Origin of the sequence: Allorhizobium paknamense, assembly GCF_030815125.1 — a bacterium.
Lineage (GTDB): Bacteria > Pseudomonadota > Alphaproteobacteria > Rhizobiales > Rhizobiaceae > Allorhizobium > Allorhizobium paknamense.
In genome coordinates this window covers 692,306-715,874 of sequence record NZ_JAUSWH010000001.1, presented here as the reverse complement: position 1 = coordinate 715,874, position 23,569 = coordinate 692,306, and the positions used below count along the sequence as shown (strand labels likewise).

23 protein-coding genes are annotated in these 23,569 nt (G+C 60.3%); 15 read left to right on the top strand and 8 right to left on the bottom strand.

Annotated elements, in window-relative coordinates; genetic code table 11:
• Nucleotides 1-80: 80 nt before the first annotated feature.
• The gene (locus QO005_RS03380; RefSeq protein WP_307156532.1) at nt 81-470 is read left to right on the top strand and encodes a DUF930 domain-containing protein; all 390 of its coding nucleotides are present in this window, start codon (nt 81-83) and stop codon (nt 468-470) included.
• Nucleotides 471-523: 53 nt separating this feature from the next.
• Here the strand turns inward: QO005_RS03380 and QO005_RS03375 are convergent, their stop codons facing one another.
• Nucleotides 524-1,615: an AI-2E family transporter gene (locus QO005_RS03375; protein WP_307156531.1), complete on the bottom strand. Its 1,092-nt coding sequence runs from the start codon at nt 1,613-1,615 to the stop codon at nt 524-526.
• 586 nt (nt 1,616-2,201) lie between these two features.
• On the opposite strand from QO005_RS03375, the gene QO005_RS03370 reads away from it, so the two are divergent.
• The 3 genes from QO005_RS03370 to QO005_RS03360 all read left to right on the top strand — a co-directional run bounded on the left by QO005_RS03370 (nt 2,202) and on the right by QO005_RS03360 (nt 5,519).
• Entirely contained in the window at nt 2,202-3,989 is a 1,788-nt protein-coding gene (locus tag QO005_RS03370) for an FAD-dependent oxidoreductase (RefSeq protein WP_307156530.1), read from the top strand.
• 373 nt (nt 3,990-4,362) lie between these two features.
• Nucleotides 4,363-5,052 (top strand): polysaccharide deacetylase family protein, encoded by a 690-nt coding sequence (locus tag QO005_RS03365; RefSeq protein ID WP_307156529.1) that lies wholly within the window; start codon nt 4,363-4,365, stop codon nt 5,050-5,052.
• Entirely contained in the window at nt 5,052-5,519 is a 468-nt protein-coding gene (locus QO005_RS03360; RefSeq protein WP_307156528.1) for a hypothetical protein, read from the top strand. Before QO005_RS03365 ends, QO005_RS03360 begins: the two co-directional genes overlap by 1 nt.
• An 18-nt stretch (nt 5,520-5,537) precedes the next feature.
• On the opposite strand, the gene QO005_RS03355 is transcribed toward QO005_RS03360, so the two are convergent.
• On the bottom strand, nt 5,538-6,401 hold the full coding sequence (locus QO005_RS03355; RefSeq protein ID WP_307156527.1) for a VOC family protein: 864 nt from the start codon (nt 6,399-6,401) through the stop codon (nt 5,538-5,540).
• 188 nt (nt 6,402-6,589) lie between these two features.
• Here QO005_RS03355 and QO005_RS03350 point away from each other — a divergent pair, with 188 nt between their 5' ends.
• Together QO005_RS03350 and QO005_RS03345 are read left to right on the top strand one after the other, a co-directional pair.
• Complete coding sequence (locus QO005_RS03350; protein WP_307156526.1) at nt 6,590-7,000, top strand: universal stress protein; 411 nt, start codon at nt 6,590-6,592, stop codon at nt 6,998-7,000.
• A 26-nt stretch (nt 7,001-7,026) separates the two neighbouring features.
• Nucleotides 7,027-7,359 carry a TraR/DksA family transcriptional regulator gene (locus QO005_RS03345; RefSeq protein ID WP_307156525.1) on the top strand — a complete coding sequence of 111 codons (333 nt, stop codon included), beginning with the start codon at nt 7,027-7,029 and terminating at the stop codon, nt 7,357-7,359.
• A gap of 44 nt (nt 7,360-7,403) precedes the next feature.
• Here QO005_RS03345 and QO005_RS03340 read toward each other — a convergent pair whose 3' ends face one another.
• Together QO005_RS03340 and QO005_RS03335 are read right to left on the bottom strand one after the other, a co-directional pair.
• Nucleotides 7,404-7,670 (bottom strand): hypothetical protein, encoded by a 267-nt coding sequence (locus QO005_RS03340; protein WP_307156524.1) that lies wholly within the window; start codon nt 7,668-7,670, stop codon nt 7,404-7,406.
• A complete protein-coding gene (locus QO005_RS03335; RefSeq protein WP_307156523.1) occupies nt 7,649-8,437 on the bottom strand; it encodes a carbon-nitrogen hydrolase family protein in 789 nt (262 codons plus the stop codon). Before QO005_RS03335 ends, QO005_RS03340 begins: the two co-directional genes overlap by 22 nt.
• 440 nt (nt 8,438-8,877) lie before the next feature.
• On the opposite strand from QO005_RS03335, the gene trhA reads away from it, so the two are divergent.
• Together trhA and QO005_RS03325 are read left to right on the top strand one after the other, a co-directional pair.
• Nucleotides 8,878-9,531: a PAQR family membrane homeostasis protein TrhA gene (trhA, locus tag QO005_RS03330; RefSeq protein WP_307156522.1), complete on the top strand. Its 654-nt coding sequence runs from the start codon at nt 8,878-8,880 to the stop codon at nt 9,529-9,531.
• A gap of 72 nt (nt 9,532-9,603) precedes the next feature.
• Nucleotides 9,604-10,110, top strand: coding sequence for a GNAT family N-acetyltransferase (locus tag QO005_RS03325; RefSeq protein ID WP_307156521.1), 507 nt, complete (start codon nt 9,604-9,606; stop codon nt 10,108-10,110).
• A 273-nt stretch (nt 10,111-10,383) separates the two neighbouring features.
• Here QO005_RS03325 and QO005_RS03320 read toward each other — a convergent pair whose 3' ends face one another.
• Complete coding sequence (locus QO005_RS03320; protein WP_307156520.1) at nt 10,384-11,121, bottom strand: hypothetical protein; 738 nt, start codon at nt 11,119-11,121, stop codon at nt 10,384-10,386.
• A 146-nt stretch (nt 11,122-11,267) separates the two neighbouring features.
• Between QO005_RS03320 and QO005_RS03315 the strand changes: the two genes are divergently transcribed.
• Nucleotides 11,268-12,350: a helix-turn-helix domain-containing protein gene (locus QO005_RS03315; protein ID WP_307156519.1), complete on the top strand. Its 1,083-nt coding sequence runs from the start codon at nt 11,268-11,270 to the stop codon at nt 12,348-12,350.
• Between the two features lie 251 nt (nt 12,351-12,601).
• Here QO005_RS03315 and QO005_RS03310 read toward each other — a convergent pair whose 3' ends face one another.
• Complete coding sequence (locus QO005_RS03310) at nt 12,602-14,488, bottom strand: M10 family metallopeptidase C-terminal domain-containing protein (RefSeq protein ID WP_307156518.1); 1,887 nt, start codon at nt 14,486-14,488, stop codon at nt 12,602-12,604.
• Nucleotides 14,489-14,702: 214 nt separating this feature from the next.
• On the bottom strand, nt 14,703-16,514 hold the full coding sequence (locus tag QO005_RS03305; RefSeq protein ID WP_307156517.1) for a methyl-accepting chemotaxis protein: 1,812 nt from the start codon (nt 16,512-16,514) through the stop codon (nt 14,703-14,705).
• Nucleotides 16,515-16,896: 382 nt separating this feature from the next.
• Between QO005_RS03305 and QO005_RS03300 the strand changes: the two genes are divergently transcribed.
• The 3 genes from QO005_RS03300 to QO005_RS03290 all read left to right on the top strand — a co-directional run bounded on the left by QO005_RS03300 (nt 16,897) and on the right by QO005_RS03290 (nt 19,546).
• The gene (locus tag QO005_RS03300) at nt 16,897-17,247 is read left to right on the top strand and encodes a hypothetical protein (RefSeq protein ID WP_307156516.1); all 351 of its coding nucleotides are present in this window, start codon (nt 16,897-16,899) and stop codon (nt 17,245-17,247) included.
• Nucleotides 17,248-17,338: 91 nt separating this feature from the next.
• Nucleotides 17,339-17,911, top strand: a complete 573-nt coding sequence (locus tag QO005_RS03295; RefSeq protein WP_307156515.1) for a P-loop NTPase family protein — start codon at nt 17,339-17,341, stop codon at nt 17,909-17,911.
• A 324-nt stretch (nt 17,912-18,235) separates the two neighbouring features.
• Complete coding sequence (locus tag QO005_RS03290; protein ID WP_307156514.1) at nt 18,236-19,546, top strand: CitMHS family transporter; 1,311 nt, start codon at nt 18,236-18,238, stop codon at nt 19,544-19,546.
• Nucleotides 19,547-19,626: 80 nt separating this feature from the next.
• Here the strand turns inward: QO005_RS03290 and msrB are convergent, their stop codons facing one another.
• Entirely contained in the window at nt 19,627-20,040 is a 414-nt protein-coding gene (msrB, locus tag QO005_RS03285) for a peptide-methionine (R)-S-oxide reductase MsrB (protein ID WP_307156513.1), read from the bottom strand.
• 359 nt (nt 20,041-20,399) lie between these two features.
• Between msrB and QO005_RS03280 the strand changes: the two genes are divergently transcribed.
• The 3 genes from QO005_RS03280 to QO005_RS03270 are packed head-to-tail and all read left to right on the top strand — an operon-like array spanning nt 20,400 to nt 23,562.
• Nucleotides 20,400-22,769 carry a putative monovalent cation/H+ antiporter subunit A gene (locus QO005_RS03280; RefSeq protein ID WP_307156512.1) on the top strand — a complete coding sequence of 790 codons (2,370 nt, stop codon included), beginning with the start codon at nt 20,400-20,402 and terminating at the stop codon, nt 22,767-22,769.
• Nucleotides 22,766-23,185: a Na+/H+ antiporter subunit B gene (locus QO005_RS03275; protein WP_307156511.1), complete on the top strand. Its 420-nt coding sequence runs from the start codon at nt 22,766-22,768 to the stop codon at nt 23,183-23,185. The genes QO005_RS03280 and QO005_RS03275 overlap by 4 nt, the downstream gene beginning before the upstream one ends.
• Nucleotides 23,185-23,562: a Na+/H+ antiporter subunit C gene (locus QO005_RS03270; RefSeq protein ID WP_307156510.1), complete on the top strand. Its 378-nt coding sequence runs from the start codon at nt 23,185-23,187 to the stop codon at nt 23,560-23,562. The genes QO005_RS03275 and QO005_RS03270 overlap by 1 nt, the downstream gene beginning before the upstream one ends.
• The last annotated feature ends 7 nt before the right edge of the window (nt 23,563-23,569 follow it).

The following is a 23,569-nucleotide window of genomic DNA, read 5'->3' as shown; positions in this document are numbered from 1 at the left end:
AGCGAAAACCGTACTGGCTGGATTGTGCCGGAATGAGGCAATATGGTTTCGCGAATCGAAGTGTTGAGGGAAAATTTTAAATGCGTATCCTGATGTCTGCGGGTTGTTTCGGGCTTATTTTTGCGTCTTCGGCTTTCGCGCTCGACCCCGCGACCACAAGGCAGTTGAAGGCGCTCACGCCGTCTGAACGTCTGGAGCAGCGCTGCGATATGGAGGCCATGAGCCGCATCGGCAAGGAAAAACGCGGCCTCTCGCCGGATAAGGTGATCGCCTACACCTTTGGCAAAACACTGGCCGATGGCAGCCACCTGCGCGCGCCGGGCGCCGTGGTGCGTTCCAAGGGCGCATGGTACCGGCTGAAATATGATTGCGTCGCCACAAACGGCAATCTCGATATCAAAAGCTTCAGCTACCAGGTCGGCGCCGAGGTGCCAAAGGCCAGTTGGGGCAAGTATTATCTTTATGATTGATGGGCTGCCCTCTGCTGGTTGAGGATCAGCAGGCGTCAATCCTTGCGGATCGCTCAATCCGGCAGTTTTGGCTTCGGTGCGGTCTCGGGCATCAATTCCTGCAGGATCGCCATGCCGATCAGCGAAAGCGGCACGGCCAGCATGGCCCCTGCCGCACCCCAGACCCAGGTCCAGAACAGGATGGCGAAAAACACGGCAAAGGCGTTGATTTCCAGCCGCCTGCCCATCACCGCAGGCGTCACCAGATTTTCCACCAGCGTATGCACCACGAAAAACGCCGCCGCCGGCAGGAGGCTGAAAATGAAGCCGTCATGGGTCAGCATGCCGGCAATGGCCAGCGCAATGGTCATGGTGGTCACGCCCAGAAAGGGCACGAAGCTGGAAAGAAAGGCAAAGAAGGCCCACAGCACCGGCAATTGCAGCCCGCCTGCCCAGGCAATCACCAGCATGGACAACCCGACGCCCGCATAGATCACCGAGGCGGTGGCGAAATAGAAGCCGAGCGCCGTTTCGATGGCGTGAATGGTGCGGATGGCGGCCAGCCGCCGCGCCCGGTCGCGGAACGCAATAATCAGCGTCTTGCGGATCGACTGGCGGCCCGCGAGAAACAGCACCAAAGCGGCAAAGAAAATCAGCGTCTGGATAATGGCAGGCGTCACCTTCATCGCTACCGTGGAGAGAATGGTGCCGCCATTGTCGATAATCTTATCCATGCTGACATTGCCTGCCCCGCCGGGAGAAACATGCAGCCAGCGCACCCTTTGTAGAAGCGGCATGACATGATCCACTACCCGCTCGGCAATCACCGGCAGGTCGCGGGTCAATTGCGCCAGCGGATCGGCCAGCGTGTTGGCAATGGCTATCACCAGAATGGCAAAGGCGGAGGAGAGCAGCAGGGCGCTTACCATGGGCGGAATGCCGATAGCATTCAAGCGGTCGGCGGCAAGCCCCAGGATCAGCCCCACGACGACAGCCAGTGTCACCGGCATGAGAATGGTGGCCGCATAATGCAGCGCGGCGATGAACAGGATGGCGAAAATGCCGATCACCGACCAGGCCTGCGCCAGCTCCAGCGCCGTCTTGCGCCGCCTGATGGTCCGGCTGCGCTCATTGCGCAGAATGCGGCGCGCCACCGTGTCGTCCATGCTCGTATCCCGTCCCTCTCGTGTCCCTGCGGCCTCGTGTCCCTCTGGCGTGCCATTGATTGCGTTTTACAGGGAATTCTTCCGCATAACGCTAAAATACAGTCGGGGTTCCACGGGCAGAGGCAGGCGCTGCGGAGATGACCTCCGCTTCATTTCGGCTCGATCCTGTTTCCTCTGTTTTGCTTCATGACAACTGTGCAAATTTCTTACAGTTTCTTTTCAATCTACGGGTGTTTTTCTGCCCAACCAGGAATTTCACCCGAAATTGAGAGGGTAATATTTTGCGCCGCATCAATTTCGGCCTTTCCTTGGCCGAAATTTCTAATAATTTATGAACGGGGATTTGTCTCACTGGCACGCCGTTAAACAGAATGAACGGGCCGGGCTGAATTTCGGGGCAAGGCCAAAGAACACTACAGCGCCGTGCGTTTTATCAAACGCACAAAGGACGCTGTGAGAATTTAAATCTGCTGCATACTTTCACCTTAAATCGATTGCGATTTAAGGAATTATGTAGTGACGACGCGCTGTTCCGGTGCCGGAGGGTCCCTGTTCAGTACTCAACCAACCAAGAGTTTAAGCCGGGATGACCCATCACATCAGCCGACGTCACTTTCTCGCCGGTACCGCGTTGCTTCTGGCGCCCCGGCTTGCCCTTTCTCAGGAAGGGCGCTTCGATATCGTTCTCTATGGCATGACCAGCGGCGCGGTGACCGCCGCCATCCAGGCGCGGATCATGGGGCTTTCCCCGGTCATCGTCGGCGGCTGGCGCGACAAGCATATCGGCGGCATGATGTCGGGCGGTCTTGGCGGTACGGATATCGACACCGGGCAGGCCTATGGCGGGCTCACGCGCCATATCATCAGCCTTATCAATGCTGCCGGCAAGCGCCCGGATGACCAGTTTCATTTCGAGCCGCGCTTCGCCGAAGCCGTTTTTCTCGATCTTGTCAAAACCTATGAGATCCCCGTGGTCCACAGCGCCGGTATCCGCCGGGTGGGCAAGTTCGGCTCACGGCTGGAATCGCTGGAGACGGTGGATGGCCAGGTCTTTCGGGGCCGGGTCTTCATTGATGCCAGCTATGAGGGCGACCTGATTGCGGCGGCGGGCGTCAGCACGGTGGTGGGCCGTGAGGCGCGCGATGGCGAGAATGTGCTGAACGGTTTCCGTGGCTTCGATCATGCAGCCCTTGGCACCAACCACAATTTCTACAATTGGCGGCGGCTGGAAAAGGTGCTCGGCCCTGTTTCCGTCGATCCCTATGTGGTGGCTGGCATGCCGGGCAGCGGCCTTTTGCCCGGTATCCGCTCCTATCCGCTGCCGGAGGAGGGGGCCGCCGACCGCGCCGTGCAGGCCTATAATTTCCGCATGACCATGACGCGGGATCAATCCCGCCGGGTCGATCTGCCCGCCACCGCGCCTCAGGGCTTCCAGCCGGCCCGCTACGAATTGCTCTATCGCTGGATCGACGTGCTGAAGGATCGCGGCCTGCTGGACAATCCCGCCGAAGCCGTGAAGCTCTTTCTGCTGCACAATGACCTCGGCAATGGTGTTTTCGACATCAACAATTTCGGTCCCGTCTCCACCGATCTCATCGGCGCCTCCTGGGCCTATCCGCAGGCCGATTACACCTCGCGCGAGCGGGTGTGGAAGGCGCATGAGGCTTGGATTCGCGGCTATTTCTATGCGCTCCAGCATCATCCCGATCCGCGCATGCCCGCAAGCCTGCGCTACGCCATGCGGCAATACGGGCTGGACGAAGCCCATTACAACGACCCGCATGACAATGACGAGCGCCACTGGCCCTACCAGCTCTATGTGCGGGAAGCCCGCCGCATGGTCTCCGATTACCAGATGACGGGCCGCGAAGTGGCCGCCGATGACGATATGGATCCCATCGATGCCCGCACCATCGGCACCGGCTCCTATAATCGGGACAGCCACCACACCCAGCGCATCCTGCGCACCAATTCCAACATTCTCGGCATGTCCTCGGTCTCGGTGTGGAACGAGGGCAATTTCGAAGCGCCGTCGGGCGGGGCGGACAAGATGTTCCCCATTCCCTATGGCGCCATCCTGCCACGCCGGGCGGAATGCACCAATCTGCTGTCGATCTTCGCCATCAGCGCCACGCATGAAGCCTTCGGCGCCACGCGCATGGAAATGTCGCTGATGCAGATCGGCCAGTCGGCGGGCGCGGCAGCCGGGCTTGCCGTCAAAAGCCAGTCCGACATGCAGGATATTCCGCATGACGAACTGGTCTCGGCGCTGTTCGTGCCCGAAGGTGCGCCGCAACCGGTGCTGCCCACCAAGGCCCGACCGCAAAATCTGGCGCTGAATGACAAGGGCAACCGCGTCGGCGCCAGTCCGTGATATCCAGACAGGCTTTAGAGCATTGTCCTGAGAAAAGTGGAAACCGGTTTTCCGTCCGGAAATGCGTAAAAACAAACAGCTAGCGACGCCGCAAAAGATGGTCTTGACGCCGCCGCATTTTCGGCGTTGAGGCTTCCTTTCCGATAATGGATGTTGCCTTATGCGCCTTCTTCGCTTTTGTCTCCTGCCTGTTCTTGTGCTGCCATTTATGGGGGCCGCAAAGGCTGACGGGTTCGAGCTTTTCCAGGAAAAGTGGAAACCGGTTTTCCGTCCGGAAATGCGTGAAGACAAAGAGCATTTCCAGGAAAAGTGGAAACCGGTTTTCCGTCCGGAAATGCTTGAAAACAAAGAGGGAGAGAGCTTTCCTGTTTCCATGAAACAGGAAAGCCCTCTCCTGGAGCCAGACCTTCATGTCAGCCATGGCGGCAAGGCTTCTCCCAGGGTGGCCATCACGCTGGATGCCTGCATGGGCCGCACCGACCAGCGCATTCTCGAAACGCTGCTGTCGGAAAACATCAAGGCAACAATCTTCGTCACGGCCCGCTGGATCAGAACCAATCCCGATACCGTCGCCATCCTGAAAAGCCGGCCGGACCTGTTCGAGGTGGAAAATCACGGCCAGAACCACATTCCCGCCGTGGACCGTCCCGTCTCCGTCTACGGTATCGCCGCCGCCGGTTCGCCGGAGGCGGTGGCTGAGGAGGTGAATGGCGGCGCTCGGGCCATGCTGGCGGCAGGCTTTCCCGCCCCGCGCTGGTTTCGCGGTGCAACCGCCAAGTATTCGCCCTCATCCATGACCCAGATCCGTGCGCTGGGCTATGAGATCGGCGGCTATTCCGTCAATGGGGATTCCGGCTCGCTGCTGGGTGCTGCGCAGGCCGAGAAACAATTCGAAAAAGCCCGCGACGGCGATGTGGTGATCGCCCATATCAACCAGCCCACCCACGCCGCAGGCGAAGGCGTTGCCGCCGGGCTGAAGGCGCTGAAGGCCCGCGGCGTTACCTTCGTGCTGCTGAAGGATGCAGCCAGCCCCAAGGCACTGTCGGCGGTCCCGGCAAACTAATGGCTAGAAGGAACCAGTTCAAAGGGATCTGCCATGATCTTCTCGAAAGCTTCGTCAGCCGCTACAACGATCACAATGGTTACTGGTCCCTCGGCCACTATGTGGCACTTCTCGAACGCCTCGGCAAAAGCCAGATCCAGATCCATCTGACCGGTGAGGCCGCAACGTCTGAGATCCCCCTGATCGCGGTTTCAGAGGAATATTATCGACGTGCGGTCTTCAGCATGATGGAAGCGCATTCGATGCCAAAGCTTTGGCTGCGGACTGCCACCATTACCGTTCTTGTTCCGGCACCGGCCAAAGCCAGATGCGATATTGAAATCGTTTCCGATCTCGGCAAGACCTATCGGAGCGAGCGCACCCTGACGGCCCGCCCGCATGATCCAGGCACGGAAGTAAGAAGAAGAGACAGCTTCGGCCCTTCCAACCAAAAGCAGCACTTGAGCCTTAAGATCGATCAGTACTAGAACATTTCTCGGCTCGTTTCACGCCGCCTTCAGCGTCAGGCCGATCCCCCAGGGGTCGTTCAGCCGGTGGCCTTCGGCGGTCTTTTCCACGGCAATCTCCAGGCCGTCCAGCGCGGTGAGCGCCTTGGTCAGTGTGGCCTCGTCGTTGAAGCGAAGCGAATAATCGGAAAGGCCGGTCATGGCGGCCTGACGAGGGCCAGCCCCACGGCTGTTCCAGATATTGGCGGCGACGTGGTGGTGATAATCGCCGGTGGCATAGAAACTCGCGCCGGGATAGCTCGCCATCTTCTTCAGCCCCAGCACGCCCTCATAAAAGCGGTCGGCCTCCGGCACATTGCCCACCTGCAGGTGGATATGGCCGATGCTCGAACCTTCCGGCATGCCGCCCCAGCGGGTTTTTGCCGCACTGTCATAGAGCGCCTGAAGATTGAGCGGCAGGGTCTGCATTTCCACCGTGCCATCCGGAAAATAATGCCATTCGGAAGGGTCGCGGTCGCGGTAGATTTCGATGCCATTGCCTTCTGGATCGGAAAGATAGATCGCCTCGCTGACGAGATGGTCGGAAGCCCCATCCAACTGCACCCCGGCATGGGCCGCATGCGCCAGCCAGTCGGCAAGGGCGGCGCGATCCGGCATGAGAAACGCCGTGTGAAACAGCCCGGCTGCCTGCCGTGGCGCGCGCGTCACGTCGCCGCGCGTCGTCAATTTCAGCAACGGCACGCCAGCCGCCCCCAGCACTGCGCCGCTTGCCGCCTTTTCCAGCACGGAAAGCCCCATTATCGCGGTGTAAAAGCCTGCAACGAGATCGAGATCGCGCACCACAAGATGCGCCTCGCCTACATGCGAGGGGCGGGTCAGGGCAAAACTCGGCTGGCGTGACATGGCGGGGCTCCTTCAGCAGATGACCCTCATATAACCTTCCATCACTGTTCAATAAAGAGTGCAGTACAATGATGAACTGTTCGATGATTACGAACAAGCGCGTCTTGCACCCCCTTGATCAGGATCAAGGCATATACGCAGCCTTGGCGGGAAGATGGCGGCATGGAAACACAAGCGAGGAGGTTGCCATGTTCCGCAAGATCATCGTGCCCGTGGATATCGGTCAGATGGAGAAGGGCCGCAAAAGCCTGACCCAGGCGCTGAGCCTGCTGGATGCGGGCGGGGAAGTGGTGCTGCTGACGGTGGTGGAAAAAATCCCGGCCTATCTCACCATCGAAATTCCCTATGAACTCAATGAGGAAGCCATTGCCCAGGCCCGCAAGGCGCTGGCGGGCCTGGCCGAACAGGCAACGGTGCCGGTGAAACAGGAATTGCGGCTGGGCGCGCCCGCCCATGAAATCCTGGAAAGCGCCCGCGATCATCAGGCCGATCTCATCATTATCGCCTCGCATGTGCCGGATTTTTCCAACTACCTCATCGGCGCCACCGCCGACCGCGTCGTCCGCCACGCCCAATGCTCGGTTCTGGTTTCAAGATAGGCTGTGAGAAGCTCAGGAAAAACACCATGGACACCACCGGCTACAAGCAAGCTCTTCTGACCCGCAAGGCCGAACTGGACCGAAGGCTCGGCCGTATCGCCGCCGATCTCACCACCGCCCGCAGCCCCGATAGCGAGGAACGTGCGGTTGAAGCGGAAAATGACGAGGTTCTGGAAGGTCTCGGCCAGGCCGGCGAGGCGGAGTTGAAAGCCATCGATGCCGCCCTGGAGCGCATCGCCCACGGCACTTACGGCTTCTGCACCGCCTGCGAGGAGCCTATCTCGCCCGAACGCCTCACGCTTCTCCCCGCCACGCCTTTCTGCCAGCTCTGCGCGCCGGGTGGGATGAAGGAGAGGTGAGGTGAGGTGAGGTGAGGGCAAGCGAGCATCCTATGCTGACATTGTCATTGTTTAAGGCTCGCTAGCAAATCCCACAAAGAGAGCAGCCAAACCCCAAGTCCGTGCACGGCACCAATGGGGGCAAAAAAACTGCCAAGAAGCAAAGCGCCCCATAGCTGTTGGGTAAAGCAGATATACAGGTGATTCAACCAGCCAGCGAAAGCAAGAATAAATAAAATAACGCCTGATATTTTATGCATTCCTGGCTCGATTTTGTCGGTGTCGGGATCTTGCGGAACCGAAAAGCGCTCTAACGCACCCGCCTGAACCATTCCTGTGTTTGAATCCGTCTTAATTCATCGATATCGATATCAACGGTGAAAATCTCATCCTTCGTGCTTGCCATGCCGATCACTTTTCCCAATGCATTAACGGCGAAAGAGTGCCCATCGTCCTTCGGCTGCGGATAATTGGCGACGGCAATGGCCGTTGCGGACTGAAATGCCAAGGCACGTACCCCTGCGACACGCACGTCACCCACACTCGGGTCTTCGATCAAGGGACTGCTATTTGGTACAAGGATAATGTCAGCGCCGCCTTTCACGAGATCGGAGCCTGCGTCTGGAAACTCCCTGTCCATGCAAATCATGATGCCAATTGCGATATCGCCCGCACTGGTCGCCAGTTTAACGACATGCGAACTGTCACCCGGCGCACAGGCTTCTTCGGGTATGTCGAAGAAGCAGATATGCCGCTTTCTCTGGTGGAGAATGATATCTCCCCCCTGATTGATCAGAACCGCCGAGTTAAAGGGTTTGGGGCACCCTTGTTCCAGAAAAGTGGCGACAACTGCCAGCCCATGATCACGCGCGGCCTTTCGAAATCTGTCGAGATAGGCTCCGTCCATGGAGACGGCTTCTTCGGTCCATGCCTGCCGAGATGCTTTCGATTCGGGCGCGAACCGACTGTAGCCGTTTGAAAACATTTCAGGGAATACGACAATTTCCGCAGCTTTCGCCGCTGCGGCGGCACAAACACGATCAGGATCGCAGGTGTGCATGACCTGCGCCAATGCAATGCGGAGAAAGGATGTGCTCACTGAAATTCCTTTCGGCCCGGGAAAAGGATGAAGTTAGAGCATGTCGCGCAAAAGTGTGCAGCGGTTTTGCGATAACGGCATGCGTAAAACAAAAACGTAAAGCACGTTGCATAAGGCTGATAAGCCGCAACGTGCTTTAGAGCATTGTGCTGAGAAAAGTGGGAACCAGTTTTCCGTTTGGAAAGGCGTAAAATTAAGAGGGAGAGCGCTTTTCGATCTGAGTGAAACAGATTCACGCAATTTGCCGAGGTCTCTGTTGCACTCCCTTTACCCCGTTGCGGTAAACTCCTCGTCAATCTGAGAAAAATCCCGAGGGCGTTCGGGGTTTTTCCTGTTACTCTTGCTGCAGTCGCGAAATGGCCGGATTGCGCTGGCATGTGACAGAGACAGAGCAAACAAACCGGAAGGCAGGGCCGGTATCGGGGAAAGGCAGGGCTGGAATGAGCGAAGAATTCCGTTTCGGGCGCATTTATGACGTGCACGAACTTGTGGCCGATGGCATCGTCCACGGCGTCGGCGTGGTTTTCGCGCTGATCGGGGTAACAGCGCTGATCTTCTATGCCACCGTCTTTACCAGCTATGGCGAGATTGCCGCCGCCTGGATTTACGGTCTGGGGCTGGTGCTGGCGCTCGGCTGTTCCTTTACCTACAATATGTGGCCGCGCTCGCGCACCAAGGCCTATCTGCGCCGCCTCGATCACTCCGCGATTTTCGTGCTGATCGCAGCCACCTACACGCCCTTTCTGGAGCGCGGAGCCGATGACTGGGGCCTTCTGGCGCTTCTCATCGCCATCTGGCTGATCGCCGCCGCCGGAATTACGCTGAAATGGCGCTTTCCGGGCCGCTATGACCGGCTGTGCATCCTGCTTTACCTCGCCATGGGCTGGAGCGGCGTCATCGCCGCCGGGCCGATTGCCGAGCGCCTGCCCTCCATTTCCATGATCCTCATCGTGGTCGGCGGCGTGCTTTATTCGGCGGGCGTCATCTTCCATGTGTGGGAAAAGCTGCGCTTCCAGAACGCCATCTGGCACGGTTTCGTGGTGGCCGCCGCCGCCGTGCATTATTCTGCGGTTCTCACCGCTTTGGGTTCGTGATCGGCTAAAATCGCTTTGCCTTTTACGTCCAGAGGCTTACACCGGAAGAGCAACGCCTTTCCGGAAAGCCCCATGACCTCTTCCCTCATCATTCGTGACGCCAGCGAGGCCGATCTTCCCGCCATTCGCGATATCTATAATCACGCCGTCGAGCACACCACCGCCATCTGGAACGAGGTGCTGATCGATGTCGAAAACCGCCGCGTCTGGCTGGAACTGCGCCGCGCCAAGGGCTTTCCGGTGCTGGTAGCAGAGCGTGATGGCGTGGTGGCGGGCTATGCCTCCTATGGCGAATGGCGCGCCTTCGATGGTTATCGCCACACGGTGGAGCATTCCGTCTATGTCGAAAAGGACCAGCGCGGCGGCGGCATCGGCAAGGCGCTGATGCAGGCGCTGATCGCCCGGGCGCACGAAGGCAAGGTGCATGTGATGATTGCCGCCATCGAGGCCGGCAATACGGCCTCGATCCGCCTGCATGAAAGCCTGGGCTTCCGCCTCGTCGGCATTCACCGCGAAGTGGGCATCAAGTTCGGCCGCTGGCTGGATCTGGCGGCCATGGAATTGCTGGTGCAAAACTAGGGTCAAAACTCAATCAGGATGGGTGTTCTGTTGAACGGGATGGGATTGAATGGCCGCGAACAAGCGCAAGGCAAGGCCCTAAGGCCTTGTCGAGCATTGTTCGCAATCAGGCGGCCCATCCCGTTCAACCCTTCGGGCAAGGCGTATTTTGCGTCTGCGGGCGTCGGAAAGGTTTGAAAATGACCGGCATTTCCTGCACCTTTCCTCCTACTCAGACACAAAATACGCCTTGCAGAACACCCATCCTGATTGAGTTTTGACCCTAGAACATTCTCACTCGATACGCGCCCGCACCATTTCGCCCTTGATGGTAATCGCCGGTTTGGCGCCCGGCGTGTTGGGCAGACGGCTGTCGATGAAAGAGGCGGTGGTTGCCACCGCATAGCTGATCGGCGTCGGCGTCAGGAAGCGCAAGGTCACGTCCATCATCTTGCCCGCAAGCGCAATGGTTTCATCATGGCGAATGGTGGCAAAGCTCGCTGCTGCCCTGAGTGCCGCACCGGACAGCGACAGGTGGGAAACATGTCCATTCACCGTCACGTCACCGGCATTGGCCTGAATGTCAGCCGTGGAAAAATCCCCCGCCAGCGCCACTTCCGCCGCCTGCTGGTGAATGGCAACCGCCGCCTCAGGGGCAAGGTTGGCGGTCAGTTCCAGCGTGCAGTCCGACCAGTCGAACAGCCGGGAGTGGTCGCCCATCTCCACCACAAGGTCGCCGCCCTCGCGGCGCATGCCGACCCCGGCTGCACAAGTTTCGCCCGTCCAGGCAGACCGCCAGATGCTGCCCCAGCCCTCGCGCCGTTCGGAAAGCTGGGCCGTCAGCGGCGCGTCGGCTCGGGTCGTCAGGCTGATCCTGCTCGCCTGACCGGTTACCCGAATCCCGGTAATGCCGGAAAGATCGACCGCGCCGCCAAGTGGCATGGCGCTGCTGCGAAAGGCAACCGCCCTGTCCACGGCGGCAAGGGCAATGATGGCGGCCAGACCCGCCAGAAGAATATGACGCTTTTTCATGGAAGTGCTCCAAGGGTGTTGATCACGCCCTCAACCTTTAAAAAAAACGCAGCCAGCGCGACCTTGATCCTGTTTCAGGTCGCGGCAAATGGCGTTTCAGGTCATGATGGCGCTCTGTTCAAGATCAAGCCGCCGTTTCAATTCCCATGCTCTTCCTGCCCGTTTCGTTTTTTGCCGCCTTCCTGCTCGCCACCTTTCTCCTGCGCCTGTTGCGGCGGGAAGAGGAGGGCAGGCCCGCGCTGCCCTTTCTGGTCCTGCTGGCTGTCATGGTGGGGCAATTGGTATTGGTTGGCCTGCGCTGGGGCTATGGCGTCACCGCTGTCATGCGGCCCATGGCCGTCATGGCCTCGGTCATTCCACCGCTTGCCTATCTCGCCTTTTCCAGCCTTGCAGCCGCGCCGCCCCGCTTAACCTTGCTGCCGCGCCGCCGCTTCTCCCGCCTTGTGCACGCGCTGCCGCCTCTTCTTGTGCTGGTGCTCAACATTCTGGAGACGGGACCCATCGATGCGGTGCTGATCCTCACCTTTGCCGGCTATGGCGCCGCCTTGCTGTGGCTGGCGCGGCTGGGGCCGGATGGGCTCAGCGCCTCGCGGCTGGATGGAGCGCTGCGGTCGTTCCGCGCCCTGCAATGGACGGGGCTGACGCTGATTGCCTCCGCCATCAGCGATATTCTCATCAGCCTCGATTTCGCCTTCGGCACCGGCAGCCATGCGCCTGCCGTCATCACCGCCTTCAGCACCGCCGTGCTGCTGGCGCTGGGCTATGCCGCCTCGCTGGTGGAGGCCACGCCGCAGGAAGAGCCCGCCTCGGAAACGCCGCCGCAACCGCTCACTGAGCGTTCCGCAACAGAAGAAGAGACCCGCATTGCCGAGGCGCTGGAAGTGCTGATGCGGGAAAAACAGCTCTACCGGGATGCCGATCTCAACCTCACCCGGCTTGCCCGCCGCCTTGGTCTGCCGGTGAGGGCCGTGTCCAATGCCGTCAACCGCGTGCATGGCATGAGCGTGTCGCACTATGTCAACACCTACCGGGTGGAGGACGCCTGCCGCCTGCTGGCCACCAGCGATGCGCCGGTCACCCGCATCGCGCTCGATTCCGGTTTTATGACCAAATCCAACTTCAACCGCGAATTCCTGCGCGTCACCGGCATGAGCCCCAGCGTGTGGAGGGGGCAGAAAATGCAAAGACCCGTCGTTTCCGACGGGTCTCTCAAGCTGGACAGTGCTTAGAGCATGTCGCACAAAAGTGTGCAGCGGTTTTGCGATAACGACATGCGTTAAACCAAGAACGTAAAGCACGTTGCATGAGGCTGAGAAGCCGCAACGTGCTTTAGGGTGTGTGGGGATTCAGTTTTGGGTGAGGCGAAAACGGTGATTTTCGAGAACCGGAGCGGAGTGTACTTGAGTACATGAGCACCGGAAGCACAGGAAATTGCCGTTTGCAGCCCGCCCAAAGCTGAATACCCACACACCCTAGCGGATCAGAGGATGAAACTGTCCGCCGTCAGCACGAAGCCCTTGTTGAGGTTGAAGGCAAAATCCAGCTTCTTGTCGCCGTTCAGGTCGCCGCTGACAGTGGTGAAGCTTGCCCCATACTCCACGCGAAGCTCGGAGGCGACGCCGGAGAAGGCAGTGGTGGAAACCCAGGTGAAGGCCTGATCGGCCAGCACCTTGGTATTGGCGTCGATGGCCGAAAGATCGATGAGATCACCCTCACTGAGAGAGAAATCATAGATGAAATCGCGCGCCGTGCTGGTGCTGTCGGACATCAGGTTGAAAACAAAGATGTCCGTCCCGGCACCGCCATAGAGCTTGTCCATGCCTGCGCCGCCGATCAGTGTATCGCTGCCGTCGCCGCCGGTCAGCGTGTCGTTGCCCGCGCCGCCGATCAGCCGGTCATTGCCGCCGCCAGTGGTCAGAATATCGTTGCCCGCGCCGCCGTCGAAAATATTGGCATTGTCGTCGCCGGTCATGGTGTCAGCCAGACGCGTGCCAATGAAGGTTTCGATATTGGCGTAGGTTTCACCCGCCGCATCGTTCTTGTTGAGGGTGGCGTCCGTCAGGTTCAGCGTCAGCGCCTTGGTGGCGGCAGCAAAGGAGAAGGTGTCGTTGCCATCGCCACCGTCATAGGTGTCCACGCCCACTTCGATGGTGAAGCTGTCATCACCGGCGCCGCCGTTCAGACTGTCATTGCCAACGCCGCCATTCAGCGTGTCGCTGCCGGCATCGCCATAGAGCGTATCGTTGCCGGCATCGCCATAGAGCATGTCGTTGCCGTCGCCGCCATGCAGCGTGTCATTGCCCAGCCCGCCATAGATCTTGTCATTGCCGGTGCCGCCCCAAAGCTCGTTATTGCCCTGGTTGCCGGTAATCGTATCATTGCCGGAACCGCCCACGGCATTTTCGATCAGCGAGCGGACGTCGTTGTTGTAGAGCAGCGCATTGGCCACGTTGCCGCGTGCCAGATTGGTGGAGCGGCTGCCGCCGTCCAGATCGGCCAGCTGGTCCTGGCTGAAGGTGGACCATTCGCCGGGACGAAGATCGATCTTCAGGTCGGTGGTGTAGTTGGAAAGATCGTAGGTATCGGTGCCGTTGCCATCCCAGATGGTGCGGAAAATCCGGTTGCCACCCGGCGTGCCGACGCCATCGCCATTGATGAACATTTCCCCGGTGGTGTCCGAGAAAGTGTAAACGGTGTCGCCGCTGAAGGTTTCGCCGGTGTCGGAATAGTTGGCGCCGTAGAGATATTGCAGCGCCGCGATGTCGTACATCATATAGGACTGGGCATTGCCCCAGGTCTCGTTTTCGCTGCCATCGGTGGTGGAATCGCCGACATAGTCGCGATAGGTCATCACCGTATATTCGTTGCTGTCATATTTGGCGTTGAGCTTCAGAAAGCCCTTGCGCACTTCATGCCCGTGCGCCAGCCCCAGCGCATGGCCGATCTCGTGGTAAAAGCCTTCATTGTAAGCATAGTTGCCCATGACCGGATTGTCATAGGTGCCGTTATTGCGGAACCAGCTGTCGCCCGCGGCCTCGTAATTGCCGGGATAGTAGGCATGCGCCGTGGATGTCGCCAGCGTCTTGCCGAACTTCATCGTGGCGGAGGAAACGTCCGAGCCGGTATTTTCCGAGAAGCTCAGATTGGTAAAGGACGACACCTCGGCAAACACCGTCTGCACCACCGCTTTCTGCGTGGCGTTCAGGCTGGCATAGCCGTTGTTCTGCTCGTTCAGGCTGCTGTAGCTCGAGCCGTAATCGCTGGCCGAGGAGGTGAAGGAATAGGTTATCGTCGAATCAGTCCATTTCGAACCGCCAACAAGCGCATCCCATACCTGCTTCGAAGACGTAACTGTTGCAACACCCATGCGTGTATCCCCGTTGAACCCTGCACAAACCGGAATGCCCCTCCGGCGCTCTTCAACTTCACCTAATATACGGAATTCTTTAGCGCCGGATGAACGAGTGGAGTTAACCCTTCTTTACAAATCGGCGCCTCTGCGGCGAAGGCGGGTGTATGCAGGCGCAACCAAGGCCTGTTTTGGTGCAGGCCGGGGCGGCTTCACACCGCCCCGATCGCGATCAGGCGGCCTTTTTCCAGCTATTGCCAGCGCCCGTGCTGCTCTCTTTCAGCCGGAACTGGGCAATCAGCGCAAACAGTTTTTCCGCTTCCACCGCCAGGCTGTGGCTGGCGGCATTGGTTTCTTCCACCATGGCGGCGTTCTGCTGGGTGTCCTGATCCATGATGTTCACGGCGTCGGAGATTTCCTTCAGTCCATTGGCCTGTTCGGCCGAGGAGGTGACGATAGCCTCCACCTTGCCATTGACGGCCACCACCTGCCGGGCAATCTCTTCCAGTGCCTGACCGGCCGCGCTCACCAGTTCCACGCCGCTGCGCACCTGCTGGCCGGAGGTCTGGATCAGCGCCTTGATTTCCTTGGCGGCATTGGCGGAACGCTGGGCAAGTTCGCGCACTTCCTGCGCCACCACGGCAAAGCCCTTGCCCGCTTCTCCGGCCCGCGCCGCCTCGACACCCGCATTCAAGGCCAGAAGATTGGTCTGGAAGGCAATTTCGTCGATAACGCCGATGATGTTGGAAATTTGTCCGGAAGAGCGTTCGATGTCGGTTACGGCAGCAATGGCGCGTTCCACCACATGCGCCGAGCGTTCGGCGCTGTTGCGAGCGGCGGAGGCCAGGGCTCCGGCTTCCCGCGCATTTTCGGTGGAGGTTTCCACCGCCGTGGAAATCTCGTGCAGGGCTGAGGCGCTTTCCTCCAGCGAGGCCGCCTGCCGTTCGCTGCGGCGCGCCAGATCATCGGCGCCTGCCTGCATCTGCGAAGACCCGGCGGCAATGGCGGCGGCATTGCGGTTCACTTCCACCAGCACCTGTTCCAGCCTGTCCATCGCGCCGTTGAAATCCTCGCGCAGCTTGTCGAGATGCGGGGCAAACCGGCCCTCGATCCGCCAGGTGAGATTGCCCAGCGCCAGATTGTCCAGGCCGCTGGCCAGCGTTTCCACCGCGTGGCGGATTTCGCCGGCCTCTTTTTCGGCCTGTGCCTCGCGGGCGCGGCGGGCCGCTTCCTGGCTTTCGCGGTTGGCTTCGGCCTCGGCGGTAAGCCGCAGACGTTCCCGGCCATTGTCACGGAAGACGGCGACTGAGGCGGCCATCCTGCCCATTTCATCGCGGCGGTTTTCGCCATAGATCGCCACATCCAGCTTGCCGCCAGCCAGCGACCGCATTGCCTCGCTCATCAGGTGAAGCGGCTTGATCACGCCGGACAGAACGGTGACGACGGAGGCCGCAAGAATGCCAAGGCTCACCACCGCAATCACGCCCATCAACGTCACCAGCATGTCCTTGTCGGCCTTTGCGCCCTCATATTCCGAATTTGCAACTCTGAGCTGCAGTGCAATCAGAGCGGAAATATCATTGCCCAGCGGATCGATGGCAGGGTAAAGCCGCTTCTCCGCAAAGGGCACCAGCCGCCCCATGTCCTTTGCGGCCATGATGGCCTGCAATTCGGCAACCTCGCCATCGGCGGTCTTGCGTTCGCGGGCGAAATTATCGGCGAGTTTCTGTTCTTCCGGGGTCAGGAAGGTCGAGGTATAGGCTTTCCATTGCCGGTCGATCTCCGACAGCGCCGAGGCGATGTTGCGCGCCCCTTCGTCAAAGCTCAGGCTGCCGCCCCGCACCTTGTGGGCGGTATCGACAATGTTGACGGCATAAAGATCGCCTATGGTCTTCAACTGGCTGAGCGGCACCACCCGGTCATCGACAATGGTGCGGGTGCGCTCGGAGAGCGTCCACACGGCGTTGAAGGAAAATGTCACGAGGGCGATAATCGCCAGGCCGAGGGCGCCAAGCGCCGACAGCAGCTTTACCTTGATGGTCATTCCGAATCCTTGGGTGTGAACAGTTCTGTGTTTTCAAAAACGACCGGATACCCAACTCCCATCGGTCCCGATGAACCGAGGGGAATGCCCCCTCAATTCAGGGGGTAGTGTTTGCAGCAATCTCCTTAAAATACATTAATTATAATATTCAAAACTGACTACATCTCGGGCGTTTGCTCATATTTCGCGCAGATTTTCGAATTTTTCCTGGATTTGGAGCGGGAGTTTCAAAGGCTTTTACGCTTCGTTGATCATGCCGCGCCGAGGAAAGCGTCTGCGATCATAAAGCCTGGGGAAAGCCAGCGCGTGTAAAACATGCGTGTCCGCCGCCCATGCCCGATCATCAGGCGCCGAAGGCGGCTTTCGCAAACGGAGGTGCGTCATGCTCATTTCCGAGACTGCGAGTACGCGTATCCTTGCTTCCGTAAGACCGGCCGAGACGGCCCCAGCGTTGAAACCCGGCGAGCGGGAAGGGCGTTTTGCCTTCCGCCGCAACCGTCCGCGCCCAGACAATAGCCAGGACATGGAGACGCCCGAACCGCAGGAGGCAGAAGGCGCCGAACCTGCCCGCCTGCTCGCCTCCGCCATCTGGGAGTTGGAAGCCGGGCATTTGCAGGAGGCCGAGGATCAGGCCGCGCCCGCCGCTCCCGACCTTGCGGAAACGCCGCCGGAAGAGGAGGGCGATGTCGCTGCCCTGCTGCATTTTCTCGATCCGGATGACAATCGCGTTTGAAAGGCCGTGGAAGTACTCAAAACCCATGGAAACGGGTAGAAAAACGCCGGTAGTTGTGCAAAATCGCGGCTGATCTGCAAATGGAGCAGCAATGCCGCGCATTCATGTCATGGGCGCTTCCGGGTCGGGCACCAGCACGCTGGGCCATCATCTGGCGCGACAGCTTGGCATCGCGCATATCGATAGCGACGAAATTTTCTGGCTGCCCACCGATCCACCCTATCGCACGCCGCGCCCGCTGGCCGAGCGCCGGGAGCGGTTGGCGGAGAGGCTGCCTGTCGAGGGGGATTGGGTGTTTTCAGGCTCGGCGCTCAACTGGGCCGAGCCGGTCGAGCCGTTTTACGATCTCATCGTGTTCCTGTGGCTCGATCCCGCTATCCGCATGGCCCGCATCCGCCGCCGCGAGGCGGAGCGCTTTGGCCCGCGCATCCAGCCCGGTGGCGACATGTTCGAGGCGAGCCAGGCTTTCCTGGCCTGGGCGGAGGCCTATGACCGGGCAGGGCTGGAACATCGCAGCCGCGCCTCGCACGAGGCCTGGCTTTCGCGGCGCCAAACCCCGGTCCTGCGCCTCGATTCGGCGCGTCCCTTAAGGGAATTGCTGCTCGACGTGCTGGAGCGTCTGCGGCGGGACTTTGGCCGTCATTTTCCAATCGGCAAGATGTAAAACCCTCTGAAAAATCCCGGATTTTTACAGGCATGACAGCGGCGTGACAGTATCCCCGGTATAGGGTGCCGCCCCAAAGGGAGAGCATCGGGTCGAGCGTTCCTGTCCAGCGCTTAGGGCTGTGCCGCAGTGTGGGATGGGCATCTGCGGCCCGCCGATTTTTACCTTTCCGGTTAAAGCATTTCCAGGAAAAGTGGAATCCGGTTTTCCGTCCGGAAATGCGTAAAAACAAAGAGTTAGAGCGCTTTTCGATTTGATTCAATCAAATCGAAAAGCGCTCTGTAAGCATGCGGCAGCCGCCCTCCGGCTGTCGGAGGAGGATTTTTGCTGACATTTCTGGCCTATTCGTTGATCGCCGTGTTCATGGCGCTGATCATGAGCAACCGGCTTTCGGCGCTCATTGCCCTCATCACCGTGCCGGTGGTTTTCGCAGCCCTTGCCGGTTTCGGCCCGCAAATTCCCGAGATGGCGATGAGCGGCATCAAGAGCATCGCCCCCACGGCGGTACTGCTGCTGTTTGCCATTCTCTATTTCGGGCTGATGATCGATGTCGGCCTGTTCGATCCGCTGGTGCGTCTGGTCGTGCGGCTCTGCCATGGCGATCCGCTGCGCGTCATCGTCGGCACCACGCTTTTGTCCATGGTGATTTCGCTGGATGGCGATGGCTCCACCACCTATCTGCTGGTGGTCAGCGCCATGATGCCGCTGCATCGGCGGCTGGGCATCAATCCTTTCATCCTGCCCGCCGTGACCGTGCTGCCCAATGCCGTCATCAATATTGCGCCCTGGGGCGGACCAACGGCCCGCGTCATGGCGTCGCTGAAGGTGGATGTCAGCCAGGTCTTCGTGCCGCTTCTGCCGGCCATCGCCATCACCTGCTTCGCAGCGGTGCTGATCGCCGTCTATTTCGGCCTGCAGGAGCGCCGCCGCCTCGGCATCATCAAGCTTGCCGATGATGGCGGCGAGGAAGCCCGCGCCGCCGCCGATGCCGCCATGCGCGCCGTGGTGCCGCGCTCCGCCTTTTTGCAGGCCTTCAACGGCTTGCTGACCATCGCCATCATCGCGCTGCTCATCATGGATGTCCTGCCGCTCGGCCTGGTTTTCATGATCGGTTTCGCCATCGCCATGACGGTGAACTTCCCGCTGATCGCCGACCAGCGCGCCCGCATCGAGGCCCATGCGGGCAGCGTGCTGATGGTGGTGTCGGTGGTGTTCGGGGCAGGGGTCTTCACCGGCATCCTCTCCGGCACCGGCATGACCAAGGCGCTGGCGGAAAGCGTCGTCAGCCTCATCCCGGCCTCGGCGGGCAGCTATATCCCCGTCATCACCGCCGCCATCAGCGCGCCCTTCACCTTCTTCCTGTCGAATGACGCCTTCTATTTCGGCGTGGTGCCGGTCATTGCCCATGCCGCCGAAGCCTATGGCATTCCGCCGGAGGTGATTGCCCGCGCCTCGCTGATCGGCCAGCCTGTGCATATGCTGAGCCCGCTGGTGCCCGCCGCCTATGTGCTGACAGGTCTTTCCAAGGTCGAGTTCGGCGCCCATCAGCGCTTCAGCCTGAAATGGGCGGGCCTGCTGGTGTGCGTGATGCTGGTCAGTGCCATCCTGACCGGGGCGGTCCCGTCCGGTCTGTGACCAGGGCTTGCCCGGAACGCGTTTCAGCAAAGTGCTTCGAAACGCGTTCCGCATTAGGGCGAATGTCCACACACCCTGGCTTATCGGCCTTCCGGCTCGAACACCATCGAGTGACCGTTGATGCAATAGCGCAGGCCCGTGGGGCGCGGCCCGTCGGGAAACACATGGCCCAGATGGCCGCCGCAATGGGCGCAGCGGATTTCCGTGCGCACCATGCCGAAGGAGACATCGCGATGTTCCGTGACCGCCCCCGGCGATACCGGTTCGAAATAGCTTGGCCAGCCGCAGCCGGCATCGAATTTCGTGTCCGAATAAAACAGCGGCTCGTTGCATCCGGCGCAGCGATAAAGCCCGCGCTCGAAATTGTCCCAATACGGCCCGGTAAAGGCGCGCTCGGTGCCGTGCTCGCGCAAAATCCGGTATTGCTCCGGTGTCAGCCGCTCGCGCCATTCGGCATCGCTAAGAGCCGCCGTCTCAGTCTTGCTGTCGCTCATGGACTATCCCTTTTTTGCCTTCGTCTTAGATAAGCCGTCCCGGCCCAATCTCAAGCGCACTATGGACGATGCAGAAATGGTTTTATTCCTTCAATATGTTGTGTGCCGAAAAAACTTGAGCCGCCAAAGGCTTTCCCCTAAAGCACGTTGTGGCTTATTAGCCTCATGCAACGTGCTTTAGGTTCTTGTTTTAACGCATGTCGTTATCGCAAAACCGATGCACACTTTTGCGCGACATGCTTTAACACAGCATCGAATGAAATCACCGGAGCAGCCATAGGCTGTGCCGGATCGGGTCATGGGGCAAAGCCGGGCCACGGCTCCATTTCATAATTGTGATTCAGACGGCAGGGAACGAGATGATCGCTAATGTCGCCTTTACGACGCTCCTGGCTCTTTTCCTGCCTTTCGCAGGCGCGGTGCTCGCCCCTTTCGCCTGCAAGCGCCTGCAGCACAAGGCGGCTTTCCTGCTGGCGCTCCTGCCGGGGCTCAGCTTCCTGCACTTTCTGAGCCTCCTGCCGCAGGTGGCGGCGGGCGAGGCGGTGACCGGCGGCTATGCCTGGGTGCCGAGCTATAATGTCAGTTTTTCCTGGTTTCTCGACGGGTTGTCGCTCACCTTCGCGCTGCTGGTCACCGGCATCGGCACGCTGATCGTGCTTTATGCCGGGGCCTATATGAAGGGTCATGCCGGGCTGGGCCGCTTCATGGCCTTCCTGCTGCTGTTCATGGGCGCCATGCTGGGTCTGGTGGTGTCCGACAGCTTCCTGATGCTGTTCATCTATTGGGAACTGACCTCCATCGCCTCCTTCCTGCTGATCGGCTTCGATCATGAGCGCCGCGCCGCCCGCCGCGCCGCGCTACAGGCGCTGGTCATCACCGGCGGCGGCGGCCTGATGCTGCTGGCGGGCCTGATCTTCCTGTGGAACATGAGCGGCGTTACCCAGCTGTCGCTGCTGGTGCATAGCGGTGAAAGCCTGGCGGCGCACAGCTTTTATCTTCCGGCGCTGTTTCTGGTGCTGGGCGGGGCCTTTACCAAATCGGCGCAGTTTCCCTTCCATGTCTGGCTGCCCAATGCCATGGAAGCACCCACGCCGGTCTCGGCCTATCTGCACTCGGCCACCATGGTGAAGGCCGGGGTCTATCTGCTGATGCGGCTCAATCCGGTGCTGGGCGGCACGCCCGCCTGGGAAATCCTGCTGCCCTTCTTCGGCGGCGTCACGCTCATCGTCGGCGCGGTCATGGCGGCGCGCCAGAGCGATCTCAAGCAGATGCTCGCCTATACCACCGTCGCCTCGCTTGGGCTTCTGGTCATGCTCACCGGCTTCGGCTCGGCCCATGCGGTGCCTGCGGCGGTCACCTACCTTATCGCCCACAGCCTGTTCAAGGGCGCCCTATTCATGGTGGCAGGCGGCATCGATCATGCCACCGGCACCCGCGATATCACCCGCCTGTCCGGCCTTGGCCGCGCCATGCCCATCACCTTCACGGCAGCCGCGCTGGCCGGGCTTTCCATGGCGGGCCTGCCGCCGTTCTTCGGTTTCCTTGCCAAGGAGGAAATCTATGAGGCGCTGACAGGCGGCAATGCCCGGGCGCTGGCCTTCACCGCTGTCGCGGTCATCGGCAATGCACTGATGCTGGTCATCGGCTTTGCCGTCGGTCTGAAGCCATTTTTCGGCAAGCCGACGCCGGAGGCGGACCATGCCCATGAGGGCGGTTTCGGGCTATGGCTCGGACCGCTGCTGCTGGCGCTGACCGGCCTTGTCTCCGCTCTTCTGGCCCCGCAGTTCCACGCCGTCTTCTCCAGCCCCATGGCCAGCGCCATTATAGACCAGCCGGTGCAGGTCAAGGTCGGGCTGGTGCCGCATCTCGGCCTGCCGCTCATGCTGTCGCTCGCCACCATTGCGCTCGGCCTTGTGCTGTTCTGGCAGCTCGACCGGCTGCGCGCCGGGCTGGAGCGGCTGATCGGCGGTCTCGGCCCCGGTCCGGATCGTGGCTTCGATGTGCTTTTGGAAGGGCTGGTGCGCTTTGCCTTCCGGGTCACGCGCATCGTGCAGATCGGGCGGCTCGATGTCTATGTCACCATCACGCTGATCCTGTTGGCGGCAGCCCTTCTCGTGCCGCTCACGATCTATGATGAACTGCCCGCCTTTCCGGTGCTGAACCAGTCACTGCTCTTGCATGAGGCCGCCTTCCTGCTGATTGCGGTGGCCGGGCTCTACGCGGTGTTGCGCGCCGATAACCGGCTCACCGCCATCAGTTCGCTCGGCATCCAGGGCTTCGCCATTTCGGTGATCTTCCTGCTGTTTGGCGCACCGGATCTCTCCTTCACCCAGTTCATGATCGAAACGCTGTCGGTGGTGATCCTGGCGCTGGTGATGACGCGGCTGCAATTGCACCCAGCCGATCACCGGCCCTGGCCGCAGGTGCTGCTGGATGGCAGCATTGCCATTGCCTGCGGCCTCGGTCTGACGCTGATGCTGCTGAAGGTGACGCAGGCGCCGTTCGATACCAGGCTCACGGAGTTTTTCGGGACCTATTCCAAGCTGCTGGCCCATGGCAGCAATGTGGTGAATGTCATCATCGTCGATTTCCGCGGTGTCGATACCATGGGCGAGATTGCCGTGGTGATGATCACGGCGCTCGCCATTCTGGCGCTCATCCGCATTCGTGCGCCAAAAGCGCCCACCGGCAAGCCGTCCGGGGCCAGAAGCGAGGAGGGCCGGGCATGAACACGCTGATCTTTCGCACACTTGCGCCCTTCATCACGGCGCTCATGCTGTTCTTCTCGCTCTTCGTGCTGCTGCGCGGCCATAACGAGCCGGGCGGCGGCTTTATCGGCGGGCTGATCGCGGCCTCCGCCTTTGCCATTTACGGCATGGCCTTCGGTGTGCAGGCGGTGCGGCGGGCGCTCAGGGTGCATCCGCTGTCGATTGCCGGAAGCGGGCTTCTGCTTTCGGTTTTGTCCGGCCTCGTTTCCGCGCCGCTCGGCGTGCCCTTCATGACCGGGCTCTGGGCCTATCCGGTGATTTTCGGCGTGGAAGTGCCGATCGCCACCGTCATGAGCTTCGATGTGGGCGTCTATCTCGTGGTGGTGGGCGCCATCACCTCGATTGCGCTGGCGCTGGGCGAAAGGGAGAGCGATTGATGGAACCGATTTTTGCCGGGCTTACCGGCCTTTTCGCCGCCACCGCCTTTTATCTTGTCATGTCGCGGCATGTGATCCGCATCCTGCTCGGCATGGTCATTCTCGGCAATGCGGTCAATCTCGGCCTGTTCACCGCCGGGCGGCTGACGCGGGAGGCCCCGCCGATCATCATGGAGGGAGAAAAGGCGCTGGCCGCCGGGGCCGCCAATCCGCTGCCGCAGGCGCTGATCCTCACCGCAATCGTGATTTCCTTCTCCTTCTTCGCCTTCCTGCTGGTGCTGACCTATCGCGCCTATCAGGATCTGGAGACCGACGACACCGACGGCATGCGGCTTGCGGAGCCTGAAGATCCGCCGCATCCGCCGCTCGGCTATTGAGGACGAC